Source organism: Bacteroides sp. ET225 (assembly GCF_024733745.1).
GTDB lineage: Bacteria > Bacteroidota > Bacteroidia > Bacteroidales > Bacteroidaceae > Phocaeicola > Phocaeicola excrementipullorum.
In genome coordinates, this window is record NZ_JANRHN010000005.1 from 25,902 (window position 1) to 43,612 (window position 17,711).

A 17,711-nucleotide genomic window follows, 5' to 3' on the forward strand; every position below is an offset into this window, starting at 1 on the left:
GTATTTTTGCTTCCCACAATATATCTATAAAATCATAATATGTTAAATTAAGAAACTCATTCGATGAACTTTGTAGAAGAATTAAAATGGCGTGGAATGGTCCACAACATGATGCCGGGTACAGAAGAATTACTGGAAAAAGAAATGGTTACTGCTTATTTGGGTATTGACCCTACTGCCGATTCGTTGCATATCGGCCATCTGTGCGGAGTCATGATGCTCCGTCATTTTCAGCGGTGCGGCCATAAGCCTTTGGCATTGGTGGGAGGAGCTACCGGCATGATCGGTGATCCGTCGGGAAAGTCGCAGGAACGCAACTTGCTTGACGAAGAAACGCTGCGCCATAATCAGGAGTGTATCAAGAAGCAGTTAGGAAAATTCCTTGATTTTGAGTCGGATGCACCCAATAAGGCGGAATTGGTGAACAATTACGACTGGATGAAAGACTTTACTTTCCTTGAATTTGCGCGTACGGTAGGAAAACATATCACTGTGAACTATATGATGGCGAAAGAATCGGTTCAGAAACGTCTGAACGGTGAAGCGCGTGACGGCCTTTCGTTTACGGAGTTCACTTATCAGCTTTTGCAGGGATATGACTTCCTGCATTTATATGAAACTAGAAACTGCAAACTGCAGTTGGGCGGTTCCGACCAGTGGGGGAACATCACGACAGGTGCCGAGCTGATCCGTCGTACGAATGGAGGAGAGGTCTTTGCGTTGACTTGTCCGTTGGTGACTAAGGCTGATGGAACAAAATTCGGCAAGACCGAGTCGGGCAATGTATGGCTTGACCCTAGATATACTTCTCCTTACAAGTTCTATCAGTTCTGGCTGAACGTGAGCGATGATGACGCAGAGCGTTACATCAAGATTTTCACTTCGCTTACCAAAGAAGAAATAGACGCGCTGGTTGCTGAGCATAAACAGGCTCCGCATCTGCGTGTGCTTCAGAAGCGTTTGGCTAAAGAAGTGACCGTGATGGTTCATTCAGAAGAAGATTACAATGCTGCGGTGGAGGCATCGGGCATTCTCTTCGGCAACTCAACCTCTGAAGCGTTGAAGAAACTGGATGAGGATACGCTTTTGTCGGTATTCGAGGGGGTTCCTCAGTTTGAAGTTGCCAAGGCTGAAATAGAGGCTGGTATCAAAGCTGTTGATCTCTTTACAGAAAAAGCGGCTATTTTCCCGTCAAAAGGGGAGATGCGCAAGCTGGTGCAGGGAGGCGGCGTTTCGCTTAACAAGGAAAAACTGTCTGCTTTCGACCAACTAATCACTGCTGCAGATTTGCTGGATGACAAGTATCTTCTGGTTCAGAAAGGAAAGAAAAACTATTATCTGGTTATTGCTAAATAAGCAGGCAATAGTTGCAGATATATTCCGATAAAAGAGATTGTGCCAATTTATAGGTTGAATCTATAATTGGCACAATCTTTTTGTTTTTACGGCTTCTTGTCCAGCTCTTTCAACAATTCGTCAACTGCGGCTTTCAGTTGCGTGTCTTCACCTGTCACTATCGTTTCGGGAGCATTCAGCACGTAAATGTCCGGTTCGAGCTGTTTGTTCTCCAGGTAGCTTCCGTCCGGCAGCTGGTAGCCTATAACAGGGATTCCGAATATTAGCGACGGGTCTTGCAGCCGTACCCAGTTGACACTGGTCATGGTTCCCGGTACCGGTGCTCCTACCAGTTTCCCGATGTTCCGGTGTTTGTAGACCCAGGGCGTACCGTGTGCGTTCGAGTAGTTCGCTTCACACTGCAGCATGATGGAAGGTTTGTTCCAGCGACGGCTTGGCATGTCACAGGCGGCACGTCCGCGGATTACCTGAGTCAGGTATTTTTTTCCGCTGAACAGCACTTCAATGTCTTCATGCAGGCGTCCTCCTCCATTGAAACGCGTATCGATGACGATACCGTCGCAATTGTTGTATTTGCCCAGGATGTCTGAATATACGGTGCGGAAACTTCCGTCGTCCATCGATTCGATATGTACATAGCCCAGCCGTCCGTTTGACCATTTTTCTACATCGGCGGCGCGCTGTTTTACCCAGCGTTCATAAAGCAGCCCGTTCATTGTTCCGCTGCTTACCGGTTTCACAACCTCGTCCCAGCGCTCCTTGGTTGCCGGATTGCAGAAAGAAACCAGTACTTTTTTCCCGGCTTTCCCGTTCAGCAAAGCTGTGCAGTCGGTTGTGCCGGTCAGTTCTTTGCCGTCTATTTTTTCAATGACAGTGCCGGCTTCCACTCGTGAAGATTTTCTGTCGAAGGGGCCTTTCTCAATCACTTCAGCCACTTTCAGACCGTTATCCGTGTAGTTCCAGTCGTAAAGCAGGCCGAGGCTGGCTGTTTTCTCTCCTCCAGACTTGCTGTAGCGCCCTCCGGTGTGCGACACATTCAGTTCGCCCAGCCATTCGCTCAGCAGCTCTGCAAAGTCGTAATTGTTGGTGATGTGCGGAAGAAACTTGCGGTAGGTGGCCGTCATCGCTTCCCAGTCAACCCCGTGCATGTTCTCATCGTAGAATCTCTTCTTTTCCTCTTTATATACATAGTTGAACATGAATTCCCGTTCGGCCGCCAGATCCATCTTCATTTCTGCGCGATAGCTGATCGGTTTCAGTGCATCCGAAGCCAGATCCATTTTCTGCATGGCACTTCCTCCCAGAATGAACAGGTTCTTTTCTTCCTTATCTAGCTGCATGCCTCCCCATCCGGCATTCATCTTGTGGATGAGCTTGGTGTCATGCTTGCGGAGATTCATTTTCCACATGTCGAATCCCCCTTCGAAAGCCGACAAGTAATACAGCGACTCGCCGTCTTTGGGTATGATGGCCGAAGCGATGCTTGATGAATTTGGGGTCAGACGCACGATGCGGTCTTCGATGCCGTCGAGTTCTACCACAATGTCTTTTGTTTCTTCTTTCTTGGCTTCATCTTTCTTGCCGTCATCCTTTTTCTTCTTGTCTTGCTTCTTTTCAGCTTCTGCCTTTGCTTTTTCCTGTTCTTTTTCAAGTTCTTTCTGCAGTTCGTAGTCCTCTTTGCTCAAACGGAACTTGTCGTAGGCATCTTGATTGACAAATGCAAGCATCACGTCATCGAGCGATCCCCATGAGGCATGGTTGCGCATACCGTACCGTTCGGTTGTGAAAAGGATGGCGTTTCCTCCCATCACCCATTGGGGAGAGCCGCTGGTATATCCGCTGTTGGTGAGGTTGACCGGAGATCCTTTTCCGTCGGCACTTGCAATTGCTATATCGGTATACGGGTCGTGGTGGTTTGCGACGAATTCGAACGTGAACCATTTTCCGTCGGGCGACCAGGAGTAGCTGAACGGGCTTCCCAGGCTGTACCATGTAGACCCGTCTGTAATCTGGCGCACCTTCTTCGATTGCAGGTTAACGACTTTCAGGCGGAGCCGGTCTTCGATGAAAGCCACTTCTTTCCCGTCGGGAGAAAAAGAGGGATGCGTTCTTTCAACCGTTTTCGAAGGCAGCAGCGCTTCTTCTTCGATCAGCGTGGCGTTTGGAAAGTTGAGGTCTTCCTTGCGCGATATTCGGGCAATGTACATTTCCCAATTGCCGTTGCGCAGGCTGGAATAAACCAGTGAGCGGTTGTCGGCACCGAACGACAGCCCTTCTTCTGCTTCGGGAGTATGGGTGATCTGTTTGGTCGTTCCGTACTCGACGGAGGTAACAAACACATCTCCGCGGACGATGAACGCCACCTGCTTGCCGTCGGGCGAAACCACCGCTTCGCTGGCTCCTCTGGTGAATGTCAGTGTGGCCGGGATGTCTTCATCGTCGCGTGTAAGCGAAATGTTTACTTTTTTCGGTTTTCCTCCGGTTTGCTGTGTATAGATTTCTCCGTCATAAGTATAGCAGAGCAGGCCGTTGTTTCCGGCGGAAAGGAAACGCACCGGATTGGTTTTGAATGCGGTGAGCTGTTCTGTCTGTTGCGGATTGTCAAGAGAAGCTTTGTATACGTTGAACGAGCCTCCGTTGCGTTCGCTCAGGAAATAAAACGCATTCTCGTCGCCGGTCCATACCGGATTGCGGTCCTCTCCTGCATGGTTTGTCAGATTGGTATGCTTTCCCGTCTGGGTGTCGTACATCCAGACGTCGCGGGTGATGGACGAAGTATGGTGCTTGCGCCATTCGTCTTCGAATCCCTTCCTGTCCTGGTAAAGGAATCTGCTTCCGGCCTTGTCAAAGCAGACAAGTTCGGCTGGAGTTCCAAGAATCTGTTCTGTCTTTCCTCCCTCTGCCGGCACTTTATACAGTTCGGTCATGGCAGAGGTCGGGAAGAGAGCACTGTTGGCCGGGTCCTGTATGCTGGCTGAGAACACCACGTACTTTCCGTCGGGAGTGAAAGCCGAAGGAGTTTCTGCGGCCGAATTCATTGTCAGCCGTTTAGCCGACCCTCCTTCTGCCGGCATTACGAAGATGTCGGCGTTTCCGTAGCGGTCGCTTGCAAAGGCGATTTGTTTGCCGTCAGGGCTCCACACGGGAGAGGATTCATACGAATTTTGCGTTGTGAGCCGCACGGCTTCTCCGCCCGTTGCGGCTACCTTATAAATATCCCCTTTGTAACAAAACACAATATTCTTTCCGTCGGGCGAGATTCGCACGTCGCGCATCCAAAGAGGGGTGGCTGCCGTGGCTCCTGCCGTAACGGTTCCCAATACAAGGCTTAGCAATAGTTTCTTCATTTTGTCTGATAAATTTAAATTTCCGTTTACAGCGCGGAAAGTTATCAAAAATAACCGAATCGGCAAAATCAGTTTTTGAATGTTGTGCAATTTGCCAGCTCAGGGGCAGACCGACGGGCATTGGCTGGTGACCTGCGGGCGGAAAGGAAGGTTGCGCAACAAAAAAAGTGAAGATTTATTTGGAGCATATTCTAAAAAACATGTATCTTTGCACCGTTTTCTGAGGAAAACGCATGAAGTTTGGACTATGGTGTAATGGTAGCACAACAGGTTTTGGTTCTGTTTGTCCAGGTTCGAATCCTGGTAGTCCAACAGAGATTCTCCGAAAAGCTTTGCTCTTCGGAGAATCTTATTTTGAGGGCACTCTTGATATGCCTTGTCCGCCGCTGGAAGATAACAGGCAACTTAAAAAAATGAGCCGTCATCTTGTCCAACCTGTCCCATCATCTTAATCGGTTTTTCCCATCATATTTTTTCAGGTTGTTTTTATTTTCCGAATACGCATGGCAAGAAACTTGTGCCTGTAAAAGATTGTTACATAATTCATGCAAAAGTAATCCGAAAGAAACCGTTCTGTAACATAAAACAGCGACTTTTGTGCAAACTAAAATCAAGAGGAGGACACAGACAATGGAAACTATCGGAAACAAATACGTAGTGGAATGCACTTCGGGCGGAGAGTATTATGCTTATCTGTTGAATCACGAACAATGCTGCGCTTTCGGGGAAACGGCAGAAGAGGCCATTGAAAACCTTGAAGAGGCCGCCGAAGAGTTCTTCAGCGAAATCAATTCGGTCTTCTACATCGAAGACATCGCGTGAGAGGAAAGCTCTAACACACCAAATAGATAATTGCCAATATTTTTTAGTCATTCGGCCATCTCTGTGCGAACAGCGATGGCTTGTTTTTTGAAATGCCATATTAACTCGGCAGACATATCTCTGTAATATTATCGGGCTATTTTTGTATGTCGTTAAGAGAAAAACATAGATATGGAAGGAAGACCTTATTACCGGACCATTGTAGTTTCGGACATTCATCTGGGTACATCCCATTCGAAGGTAAACCAAATCAGCGATTTCTTAAGAAGGGTTGACTGTGACCGGCTCATCCTGAACGGGGACATCATCGACGGCTGGCATCTGCAGAAGTCGGGCATCGGCAAATGGAAACAGGAGCATACGCACTTCTTCAAGATCATCATGAAGATGATGGAGAAGCACGGGACGGAAATCATTTATGTGAGAGGGAACCACGATGACTTTCTCGACAATCTGGCTCCGCTGCGCCTTGCCAATCTCCATATTGTAAAAGATTATATGCTGGAGAGCAACGGGAAGCATTACTTCGTGACGCATGGGGATGTTTTCGACAAGGTGACGACCGAAATGAAATGGCTCGCCAAGTTGGGCGATATAGGCTACACCCTGCTGCTCTGGCTCAACAGCCTGTATAACAAGTATCGCGTGAAGCGGGGAAAGCCTTACTATTCGCTTTCGCAGGCCATCAAGCAGAAAGTGAAGTCTGCCGTATCTTATATTTCTGACTTTGAAAATGTGCTGGTTGATTTTGCGCGTGCGCGCCAGTGCGAGGGAGTGATTTGCGGACATATCCATCACCCTGAGAACCGGATGATAAACGGCATCCATTACCTTAATTCGGGCGACTGGGTAGAAACCATGTCGGCTCTGACGGAAGACGTGGACGGAGAATGGAGGGTTGTCTATTATTCAGACCTTGCCGGAGCGGTTCCGCCGGAAGAGGAGAGCGAACAAGAAAATGTATTACCTTTAATATCTATAGCTTCATGAAAGTACTGTTTGTTGTTCAGGGTGAGGGCAGAGGACATCTTACTCAGGCTATAACAATGGAAAAGTTGCTGAAAGGCAACGGGCACGAGGTGGTTGAAGTGCTGGTCGGAAAAAGCGAGTCGAGGCGTCTGCCTGGATTCTTCATCCGTTCCATGCATGCTCCCATCAGGCAGTTTACGAGTCCGAACTTTTTGCCTACGCATGCCAACAAGCGGGCGAATCTCTCCCGGAGTGTGGCGTATAATCTGCTGAAGCTTCCTGAATACTTCGAGAGCATGTGCTATATCCGGCAGCGCATAGAAGAAACCGGTGCGGAGCTGGTCATTAACTTTTATGAGCTGCTGACGGGGCTGACTTATTTCTTTCTCCGTCCCAATGTGCCGCAAATCTGCATCGGCCATCAGTATCTTTTCTTACATAAGGATTTCAAGTTTCCCAAGGCCAACCGTTTCAGCCTTTTTTTCCTGAACCTTTTTACGAAGATGACTTCGCTGGGAGCATCCCACAGGCTGGCTCTTTCGTTCCGTCCGATGGACGAAGACGCAGAAAGGCATATCACGGTTGTTCCCCCTCTGCTGCGTTCGGATGTGTTCCGTCAGGAAAGCAGGCAAGGCGACTATATTCACGGGTATATGGTCAATTCGGGCTTTTCGGAAAGCATTATGAAGTGGCACAAGATTCATCCAGAGATGCCTCTCCGCTTCTTTTGGGATCATTGGGAAGAAGAACCGGTGAAGAAAATAGACGGCACGCTTTCGTTTTACCAGCTTGATGACGTGGAGTTCTTGCGTCAGATGGCGGGATGCAAGGCTTATGCCAGCACGGCGGGGTTCGAGTCAATCTGCGAGGCCATGTATTTGGGGAAGCCGATCATGATGGTTCCGGCCCATATCGAACAGGAATGCAATGCCTTCGATGCAGAACAGAACGGAGCCGGCATCATTGACGGGAACTTCAATCTGGACAATCTGGTTGACTTTGCCGGCAGATTCCGGCCCAACAGAGAGTTCCGCAGATGGGTTGAATCGGCCGAATACATCATTTTGAATGAAATCGAGCGTTTTGCTCCGCAAAATTCTTTGCATCAGATGTATATGGTAGAAGAATTTGTGTAAAAAAGTCTAAAATTCTCTGTTGAAATCATCTTGTAACATAAAATCGTTTATTTTGCAAAAAAAGTGATTTTATGGCACAGAAGAAGAAAGAAAACCCTTATCTGGAAAGGGATATCAGTTGGATGTATTTTAACAGACGTATTTTGCAGGAGGCGTGTCGCCCGCATGTTCCTATTCTGGAACGTATGGCTTTTCTGGGGATCTACTCGAACAATCTTGATGAATTTTTCCGCGTGCGTGTCGCCACACAAAGCCGTATTGCCGAGTGTATGGACCGCTCGGCTGCGGCTGAGAGGGAAAAGGCGAAAAAGCTGCTCAAGCAGATCGGAAAAATAAACTCTCATTACGTAAAGGACTATGAAGAAGCTGTGCATAATGTAACTGCCGACCTGCGCAAAGACAACATTTATCTGGTTTCAGACGCGGAAGTGACTTCCGAGCAGTTGGAATTCATACGCTCGTTCTATAAAGCTAAAATTTACGGATTTCTGATTCCCGTATGGTTCTCGGCAATCAAGCTGCTTGATTATGAAAACGACGAGAATATCTATCTTGCGGTGAAGGCAACGAAAACAGGGGAAAAAGCTGTGTCGGACTATGCCTTCTTGGAGCTTCCGGTAAATATCTGCGGACGCTTTGTGCGTCTTCCGGACAGCGGCGACAAGAGTTATCTGATGTATCTTGATGACGCAATCCGCTGCTGCCTGCCTCTGGTGTTTGAGGGGCTGGGCTTCGACAAGTTCGAAGCGTATGCTTTCAAGTTTACGCGTGACGCAGAAATGGAAATAGACAACGACCTGCGTACGGGTACGCTGCAGAAAATTTCGAAGGGTGTGAAAAGCCGTAAGCGCGGTGAGCCGCTGCGTGTGATTTATGACTCGAATATGCCGAAAGACTTGCTGAAACGGGTATTGAAGAAGCTTGATCTCGACAGCATGGACACGGTAATCAGCAGCGGACGCTATCAGAACCATAAAGACCTGATGAAATTCCCTGACTGCGGACGTCCGCATCTGAAATATCCTTCCTGGCAGCCCATTCTGAAGAAAGAGCTTGACGGCTCGGACAGCCTGCTGCACAAGATTCAGGAGAAAGACCGATTTATCCATGTACCTTATCACAGCTTTGATTCATTTATCCGTGTGCTTCAGGAGGCGGCTGTGAGCAAGGAGGTAGAAAGCATCAAGATTACCCTCTACCGCCTGGCCAAGGAGTCGAAGGTGGTGAAGGCTCTTATCGGTGCAGCCCGGAACGGGAAAAAAGTGACCGTATGCATTGAACTGCTGGCACGGTTTGACGAAGCGTCAAACATCAACTGGTCGAAAAAGATGCAGGATGCGGGAATTAAGGTGATTTTTGGTGTGGAAGGCTTGAAAGTGCATTCCAAGATCACGCATATCGGCATGAAGAAGGGGCCGGATATAGCCTGCATCAGCACCGGCAACTTCCATGAGGGCAATGCGCGCATGTATACCGACTGCATGCTGATGACCGCTTATCCGCGGCTGGTAAGGGACGTTGACCATGTATTTGATTTTATCGAACGCCCGTATACTCCCATTAGATTCAAGGAACTGCTGGTTTCTCCCAACGAGATGAAGAACAAGTTTGTGGCGCTCATCAATAATGAAATAAAGAACAAGAAGGCGGGAAAACCGGCTTACATCAAGATAAAGATCAACCATATCACCGACCCGATTATGGTGAACAAGCTGTATGAAGCGTCGCAGGCCGGTGTCGACATTGATCTGGTGCTCCGTGGCAACTGCTCGCTGGTGACTGGAATTCCCGGAATCAGCTCCAACATCAGAATTCACGGAATTATTGACCGTTATTTGGAACATTCACGTATCTTTGTATTTGCCAACGGCGGTGAGGAGAAGGTGTTTATCGGTTCTGCCGACTGGATGCCGCGCAACCTCGACAACCGCATTGAAGTGATCACTCCTGTCTATAATCCGGAAATCAAGGAGGAGATGAAGCTCATCGTTGAATACGGGCTGAAAGACACGATGCAGGGACGCATCGTCGACGGGCACGGAGAAAACAAGTTCTGGGGAGAGGAAGAAGAAGGCGCCCAGCCTTTCCGCTCTCAAGAAGCACTTTACAACCATTATGTGGCAGAGAACATGAATGACTAAATAATTATGGATTTGAAAGACAAATTTGAAAGCTACGGCTTCAACTATGCTGCAATTGACATCGGTTCGAACGCAGTCCGTCTGCTCATCAAGCATGTGGAGGAAGACCGGAACGGAAAGGCGACTTTCTCGAAAGTGCTTCTTTTGCGCGTGCCTCTCCGTTTGGGATTTGATGTGTTTGCCATGGGGAAGCTCTCCGAACGGAAAGAGAAAGACATGATCCGGTTGATGGACGCTTTCCAGAATCTTATGAAAATTTACGATGTGGAGGATTATCGTGCCTGCGCCACTTCGGCCATGCGTGATGCCAAGAACGGAAAGGCAATCATCAAGCGCATCAAGAAGAAAACGGGCATCAACATCGAAATCATTGACGGACAGGAAGAAGCGAAGATGGTCTACAATAACCACATCGAATGCATGGAAGACCGGAACGGAAACTATATGTATGTGGATGTGGGCGGCGGAAGCACCGAAATCAACTTGCTTTCTCAGGGAGAACTGGTGTGCAGCCGTTCGTATAACATCGGCACGGTAAGAATCCTGAACAAGGCGGTGAAATCCAGCGAATGGGAACGCCTGAAAACCGACATGGCTGACATTGCCAAATCATATCCCGGAACAAACATTATCGGTTCGGGAGGAAATATCAACAAGATTTACCGTCTGGTTGAAAAGAAAGACAAGAAAGAGCAGAAAATGCCGGTTGAGGCGCTCCACGAGCTGCACGACAGTCTGAAGGTGCTCTCGGTGGAAGAACGTATGGAGAAATACCAGTTGAAGCCCGACCGTGCGGATGTTATCGTGCCGGCAGGGGAAATATTCACGACCATTGCCGACATTATCCATGCCAACTATGTATACGTGCCGGTAATCGGTTTGTCTGACGGCATCATCGACGGACTGTATGCGCACCATCTGGAAGAGGAAAAGGCTGCGTTGGGCGGCAACTGAATGCGTGTGGGGCTTCCCGTACCAAACCTTTTCTGAAAGGATAAAATCTCTTGCTCCAGGCTAAAGATACATATCTCCAGCCTGGAGATACATATTTTTAACCTGAAGATGCATATCTTTAGGCTGAAGACAGAAATGTGGCTGGCATTTCTGTCTTTTTGTATCCGGAACTTCCGGAGTGTTCTGCCCGGCGCATCCTCCTTTTTCGTATGCCCGAGAATTTCGCCGTATCATAAAATCACGTATCTTTGCAGGAGTTTTTCATTTACGTCGAACACAACAAAAAAGAAAGGGAAACATTGTGGCTAAAGATAATGAAGTGGTATTGACCCCGATGATGAAGCAGTACTTTGAACTGAAGGCGAAGCACCCGGACGCGATTATGCTGTTCCGGTGCGGTGACTTTTATGAAACTTATTCGGAGGATGCTGTGACTGCTGCCGATATTTTGGGAATCACGCTGACCCGGCGCGCCAACGGACAAAGCAAGACTGTAGAAATGGCGGGTTTTCCTTACCATGCGCTCGACACTTACCTGCCCAAGCTGATACGTGCAGGCAGGCGTGTGGCTATCTGTGACCAGCTGGAGGATCCGAAAACGACGAAAAAGCTGGTGAAGCGGGGCATCACGGAGCTGGTGACACCGGGAGTAGCCATCAATGACAATGTGCTTTCTTATAAAGAGAACAACTTTCTGGCAGCCATACACTTCGGGAAAACCGCTTGTGGTGTGGCTTTTCTAGACATCTCGACCGGAGAGTTTCTCACGGCGGAAGGTCCTGCGGACCATATAGACAAGCTGCTGAACAATTTCGCTCCGAAGGAAGTGCTTTTTGAACGCGGAAAGAAGCCGATGTTCGAAGGAAACTTCGGCAACAAATTCTTCACCTTCGAGCTTGAAGACTGGGTGTTTACCGAAAACTTCGGGAGAGAAAAGCTGCTGAAGCATTTCGACACCAAGAACCTCAAAGGGTTCGGTATCGAGAATCTTCATAACGGCATCGTGGCTTCGGGAGCTATCCTTCAGTATCTGGAGATGACGCAGCATTTCCAGATTGACCATATCACTTCGATCACGCGCATCGAAGAGGAGCGGTACGTGCGTCTTGACAAGTTTACGGTGAGAAGCTTGGAGCTTGTAGGAAGCATGAATGACGAAGGAACCAGCCTGCTCGACATTATCGACCGTACGGTCAGTCCGATGGGCGCGCGTATGCTGAAGCGCTGGGTGCTGTTCCCTTTGAAGGAGATACGGCCGATAAACGAGAGGCTGGATGTGGTGGAGTATTTCTTCCGGGAACCGGATTTCAAGGATTTTGTTGAGGAAAAGCTGCATCTGATCGGCGATTTGGAACGCATCATCTCGAAGGCGGCGGTAGGACGCATTTCGCCGAGGGAGGTGGTGCAGCTGAAAGTGGCTTTGCAGGCAATCGAACCGATCAAGAATGCATGTCTGAATGCGGACAACGAGAGCCTGCGGCGCATCGGCGAACAGCTGCAGCCCTGCGCTGAGCTGCGCGACCGGATTGCCAGAGAGATAAAGAACGATCCGCCGCTGCTCATCAATAAAGGCGGAGTGATTGCGGATAACGTGAACGGAGAGCTTGATGAACTGCGCAAGATTGCTTATTCGGGAAAAGACTATCTGCTTCAGATACAGCAGCGGGAGATCGAACAGACAGGCATTCCCAGCCTGAAGATCGCCTATAACAATGTGTTCGGCTATTATATTGAAGTAAGGAATACCCATAAGGATAAGGTTCCTTCCGACTGGATCCGCAAGCAGACGCTGGTCAATGCGGAGCGTTACATCACGCAGGAACTGAAGGAGTATGAAGAAAAGATTCTGACAGCGGAAGAAAAGATTCTGATTCTGGAAACCCGCCTGTATAATGAACTGGTGGCCGGACTGACCGAATACATTCCTTCCATCAAGGTCGACGCATCGCATATTGCGCGGCTGGATTGCCTGCTTGCATTTGCCGGCGTGGCGAAGGAGAACAGATACATCCGCCCGGTAGTGGCTGACGATGACATTCTTGATATCAGACAGGGACGCCATCCGGTCATTGAGAAGCAGTTGCCTTTGGGAGAGAAATACATAGCCAATGATGTTTATCTGGATACGGAGAAACAGCAGATCATCATTATTACCGGACCGAATATGGCCGGAAAGTCGGCTTTGCTCCGGCAGACCGCATTGATCACGCTGATGGCTCAGATCGGATGCTTTGTGCCGGCGGAAAGCGCGCATGTGGGGCTGGTCGACAAGGTCTTTACACGTGTGGGAGCAAGCGACAACATCTCTGTCGGCGAGTCAACCTTTATGGTTGAGATGAACGAGGCTGCCAATATCCTGAACAACCTTTCTCCCCGCAGCCTGGTGCTTTTTGACGAACTGGGGCGAGGAACTTCCACTTATGACGGCATCTCGATCGCGTGGGCGATTGTGGAGCATATCCACGAGCACAAGCGCGCCCGTGCCCGCACGCTTTTCGCTACGCACTATCATGAGCTGAACGATATGGAGGCTAAGTTCTCGCGTATAAAGAACTACAATGTTTCGGTGAAGGAAGTGGACAACAAGGTAATTTTTCTCCGCAAACTGGAACGGGGAGGCAGCGAGCATTCCTTTGGTATTCATGTGGCGAAGATGGCCGGCATGCCCAAGTCTATCGTGAAGCGGGCGGAAGAGATTCTGTGCCAGTTGGAAAAAGAGAACCGTCAGGAGGGTATTGCTTCCAGATCGGTTGCAGCGGCGGCGGCATCACGTCCGAAACCCGGAGAAGGAGTGCAGTTGAACTTTTTCCAGCTTGATGACCCTGTATTGTGCCAGATACGTGACGAGATTCTGAATCTGGACGTCGACAATCTGACTCCGCTGGAGGCTCTGAACAAGCTGAACGACATAAAGAAAATCGTGAGGGGAAAATAGTTCTTCGCAACCCTTCCTGCGGCAGCCGTTTGTCTATGATTCTGCGGTGTATTGTCTGGGTGTTTTGCCGAAAGCAGCCTGGAAGCATTTCGAGAAGTAAGACGGGTTGGAGTATCCTACCATATACATGACTTCCGCGATGCTGAACTTCTTTTGTTTGAGCAGCATGGCAGCTTTTTTCATCCGGATGGACTTGATGTATTCTACGGGACTCATGCCTGTGAGCTGTTTCAGTTTGCGGTAAATCTGTTTGCTTCCCATCCCGGACAGTTCGCAGAGCGAGTTTACGTTCAGGTCTGAATCCGAAATATGGTCTTCAATGAGCTGGGTGATGCCGGCCAGAAATTTTTCGTCCTGCGAAGCGATGTTGTCCGGTTCCTTGGGAGTGGACAGGCTGTCAACTCTCGCTTTGGTTTCATAGGCTGCTTTGTTGTCAAGAAGCTGTGCCACCTTGTATAAGAGCAGCTCAGCGTCAAAGGGTTTGGAGATGAAGGCATCTATTTTTGATTGCAGGCTTTCCCGCCGCGTTTCCCTGTCGTCTTTGGCCGTAAGCAGAATGATGGGGATGGTGGACGTGTTTATGTTCTTTTTCAGGATATCGCTCATTTCGATTCCGTCCATAACCGGCATCATAAAGTCTGAGATAATGAGGTCGGGCATGTGGCTTCCAACGCTCGACAACGCTTCTTTTCCGTCCGATGCGTACAGGCAGTTGTAGTGACCTGTCAGGATATTTCCTATCATATCCCTCATCTCGGCATTGTCGTCAACGACCAGAACGGTTTGTTTGTCCTCATCTTCCGTATTCTCAGCTTCTTCCGGCTGAAGGTTGATTGTCCGGTCGGCGGGAAAAGACAGGGTAAACGACGTTCCTTTGCCGTCATCAGAAGTCACGGAAACAGCTCCATGGTGCATTTCTGTATAGGTCTTGACCAGATATAGCCCGATGCCTGTGCCTTCCTTGACGTGCTTGGTGCGTGACGACTGGAAGAATCGCTGGAAGATGTAAGGGAGTTCGTTTTGTGGAATGCCGATTCCGGTATCTGAAATGGTTATGGATACTGTTTCCCGTTCTTCGTCATAATGGATGGCGACTGATACGCTTCCTTCTTCCGGCGTGTATTTGTTTGCGTTTGACAGCAGGTTATTGATGATCGAGTCAAACTTGACAGCATCCATGTCCATATAAAGCTTGTCCGTGTCGCTGATGAATTTCCATTCGTGCTTGTGCGTTACGTCAGCTTCGGCAAATCCCATGTATATGCTTCTGACGCGTGAAACCAGTTCGATTCGTGAAGTTATCAGAAACGAATCCTCCTTGCTGCCGATGCGGTTGAAGTCAAGCAGCTTATGAATCATTGCATTGAGTGACATGGCGTTCCGGTATACGCTTTCCAGCATGGCCTTTTGCCTGGAGTCTTTGGTGTCTATGATCAGCTTGCTTACCGGTGCGATAATCATGCTTACCGGATTTTTCAGATCATGCGAGATGTTTGAAAGAAAGTTGATTTTTCTTCGCGACTGTTCCAGTATCTGTCTTTTTTCGATGCGTTCCAGCCGAAGCCGGTTCTTGACAATGAAAAAGTTGATGATCCATGCAATAAGCGCGCTTGCCAGCATGAAGTAGCATATTTTTGCCCAAAGAGTATAGTACCATGGCGGGAGGATGTTGACAGTCAGAAGATTGTCTGTTTCTTTTCCGCTTTCCATGTCTTTCACCGACAGTTGGTATTTTCCGTATGGCAGGTTGTTGTATACGATTCGGTTTGAATGTCCGTTTTCCAGGTGCCATTTGCTGTCGAGCCCTTTCAGTCTGTATGCAAACATTTTTCTTTCCGTTTGCGAATAGGGAAGGTCGGAAAACTCCAGGATCAGGTTGTTTTCCGTATGTTTCAGGCTGACTGTTTCACTGTAGCGGATGCTCTTTTCTGTCTTGAACGGATGGTTGTTTACGTAAATGCCGGTCAGGCGCACGGTTGTGGGCATCTGTTCGGGTTCGTTGACTATCGACTGGCTGCAAATGCCTATTCCGTCGTTTCCTCCGAGAATCACCCGGCGGTTGGTCTTGTCATAGTAAAGACAGGAAAACGGGCGGTCGGCAATGCGCAGCCGGGTAGCCTTGCACTCGCTTTTGCATATAGTCCAGAGCCCTTTGGAGGTTGAAATCCAGATAGCGTTTTCCACCTCTGTCATCGACAGTATTCCGCAGTCGTGTGATTCTTCAAGAGGGATGAGGTCTGTGTGCTCCGTGGCCGGGTCGATACGGAGTATCTGATTGTGGCATCCTATCCATACCAAGCCCTCTGAATCGGTCATGAGAAAGTCTGGCTGTGTCCCTGAAAGCGAGTCGGGGAGGTTGAATGTAGAGATGGCATTTGTTTCAGGGTTCAGTTTCTGGATCCCGTTATTGTAGAGCATGAGCCAGATATTTCCGGTTTTGTCTTGCACGATCTGGTTCACGAACATGCTTTTCAGTCCGTCGGCCGATGTATAGTTCTTGTCTGCGATAAGATAGTTGGAGCGCGATTCTTTCAGTTTCTTCATGCTGATGCGGAAGATTCCCCCGAGGCAGGTACTTATCCAAAGGTTTTTCTGCTTGTCTTCAAACAGATAGTATGCCCAGTTTGCGTTGTAGGTATGGGTGCTGTCGGTTATGAAATAATGCACGAACTGTCTGGTCTGTTTGTCGTATCTTTCAATGCTTCCGTCCGTAGCTATCCACACATCTCCGTCGTTGTCTTCATAGATATGCCGGATGCGGTTGTGCGCCAGAGGGAGTGAGGTGTTTACCTTGAACCAACGGACTTGCGGTTTCTCTTCGTCCAGGCTTGTCAGTTGCAGCAGTCCGTCCGTACCTCCTGCCCAGTAGGTTCCTTTCGAATCATGCAAGATTGAGTAAAACTGGTTTCCCTCTCCGCTGTCGGTCAGTTGCCAGATCGGCATGAATCGGTAGTGTCTGGAGTTTTTTGCCAGCGATACTCCATTGTCGGTCCCGATCCATACGTTGGCGTTTGCATCAGCAAACAGACTCCATACGATGTTGTTTGGCAGGGAGGCTGTATTTCTGGAATCATGGCGGAGGTGGGTGATTTGCCGTGTGGATTTGTCGAAAATATACATTCCATTGTCTGTTCCGAGCAAAAGATTCTTTTCCGTGTCGAAGGCCAGCGATTTGATAGAGTTCCGGTGAAACGATTCGATTCGTTCCGTTTTTCCGTCCGGCTTATACTTCATCAGTTCACCTTCGGTTCCTATCCAGATACACCGCTCTTCCTTGTCTTCCAGCAGAGCGTTGATGAAAAGGTTCTTGTGTTCGTTGGGATTTTGGATGTTTATCTGTTTGAAGTCATTCTTTTCTTCGTCGAAGCTGCACAACCCGTTGTAGGTGCCTACATAGAGCGTACTGTCTGATGATAGCAGCAGTGAATAGATGGTGGGGTGCGGAAGATTGCTGTTGCGGGGAGTGAACTGGCGGAGGCGTTTTGTGTTCAGGTCATAGAGAAACAAGCCGCTGAACGTGCCTATCCAGAGCCGGTCTTCCTGGCGGGCAATGCTGCGCACATCGGGAGGAAAAGAAACCGGTGCGGGCAGATAATGGTCTGTTTTATAATTGTATATCAAGATGCCGTTGTCTGTTCCGAGATAGAAACAGTCGCCGATGCATATGCCGCAGTAGATGCGCACGTTGTTTTCCGTTCCGTACTCAAAATGGGCGTGGGCGGTGTATCCGTCGTAGCTGAGCAGGCCTGCGTTTGAGCCAAACCATATCAGGCCGCTGGGATCTTGCAGGAAGCAGCTGGTGATGGACGATTCGGTATCGTTGTGAATCCTTTCAAGTTGCAGGTAAGAAATCTGCTGCCCGAAAGCAGAAAAAAGGCTTTGCAGAATCAGGGTCAGGAGCAGCAGAATATGTTTTTTCATACGGAGTGATTTTGGGTAAATGATACATTAGCAAAGGTAACAAGATTTTTTAATTTGTAAATGCCTATAAACCTGTTAACTTTCATTATCTTTGCACGTCTGATGGGAAATAAATAAAAATCAAATATAT

General features: G+C 48.7%; 9 protein-coding genes and 1 tRNA gene. 8 read left to right on the forward strand and 2 right to left on the reverse strand.

The features are described from left to right. Positions 1-63: 63 nt before the first annotated feature. The gene (gene tyrS, locus NW212_RS03545; RefSeq protein WP_258337265.1) at positions 64-1,356 is read left to right on the forward strand and encodes a tyrosine--tRNA ligase; all 1,293 of its coding nucleotides are present in this window, start codon (positions 64-66) and stop codon (positions 1,354-1,356) included. 86 nt (positions 1,357-1,442) lie between these two features. On the opposite strand, the gene NW212_RS03550 is transcribed toward tyrS, so the two are convergent. Continuing rightward, positions 1,443-4,703, reverse strand: coding sequence for a S41 family peptidase (locus NW212_RS03550; protein ID WP_258337266.1), 3,261 nt, complete (start codon positions 4,701-4,703; stop codon positions 1,443-1,445). Positions 4,704-4,944: 241 nt separating this feature from the next. Here NW212_RS03550 and NW212_RS03555 point away from each other — a divergent pair. The 7 genes from NW212_RS03555 (at position 4,945) to mutS (ending at position 13,660) form a co-directional block, all read left to right on the forward strand. After that, a tRNA-Gln gene (locus NW212_RS03555) sits at positions 4,945-5,015 on the forward strand. Between the two features lie 318 nt (positions 5,016-5,333). Beyond that, positions 5,334-5,525: a type II toxin-antitoxin system HicB family antitoxin gene (locus tag NW212_RS03560; RefSeq protein WP_258337374.1), complete on the forward strand. Its 192-nt coding sequence runs from the start codon at positions 5,334-5,336 to the stop codon at positions 5,523-5,525. A 171-nt stretch (positions 5,526-5,696) separates the two neighbouring features. Beyond that, positions 5,697-6,515, forward strand: a complete 819-nt coding sequence (locus NW212_RS03565) for a UDP-2,3-diacylglucosamine diphosphatase (protein WP_258337267.1) — start codon at positions 5,697-5,699, stop codon at positions 6,513-6,515. Then, positions 6,512-7,630: a glycosyltransferase family protein gene (locus tag NW212_RS03570; protein ID WP_258337268.1), complete on the forward strand. Its 1,119-nt coding sequence runs from the start codon at positions 6,512-6,514 to the stop codon at positions 7,628-7,630. Before NW212_RS03565 ends, NW212_RS03570 begins: the two co-directional genes overlap by 4 nt. Before the next feature lie 71 nt (positions 7,631-7,701). Next, on the forward strand, positions 7,702-9,771 hold the full coding sequence (locus NW212_RS03575) for an RNA degradosome polyphosphate kinase (protein WP_258337269.1): 2,070 nt from the start codon (positions 7,702-7,704) through the stop codon (positions 9,769-9,771). A gap of 6 nt (positions 9,772-9,777) precedes the next feature. Then, the gene (locus NW212_RS03580) at positions 9,778-10,725 is read left to right on the forward strand and encodes a Ppx/GppA family phosphatase (RefSeq protein WP_258337270.1); all 948 of its coding nucleotides are present in this window, start codon (positions 9,778-9,780) and stop codon (positions 10,723-10,725) included. Positions 10,726-11,059: 334 nt separating this feature from the next. Then, entirely contained in the window at positions 11,060-13,660 is a 2,601-nt protein-coding gene (gene mutS / locus NW212_RS03585) for a DNA mismatch repair protein MutS (protein WP_258337375.1), read from the forward strand. Positions 13,661-13,693: 33 nt separating this feature from the next. Here mutS and NW212_RS03590 read toward each other — a convergent pair whose 3' ends face one another. Beyond that, complete coding sequence (locus tag NW212_RS03590) at positions 13,694-17,581, reverse strand: hybrid sensor histidine kinase/response regulator transcription factor (RefSeq protein ID WP_258337271.1); 3,888 nt, start codon at positions 17,579-17,581, stop codon at positions 13,694-13,696. Between the last annotated feature and the right edge of the window lie 130 nt (positions 17,582-17,711).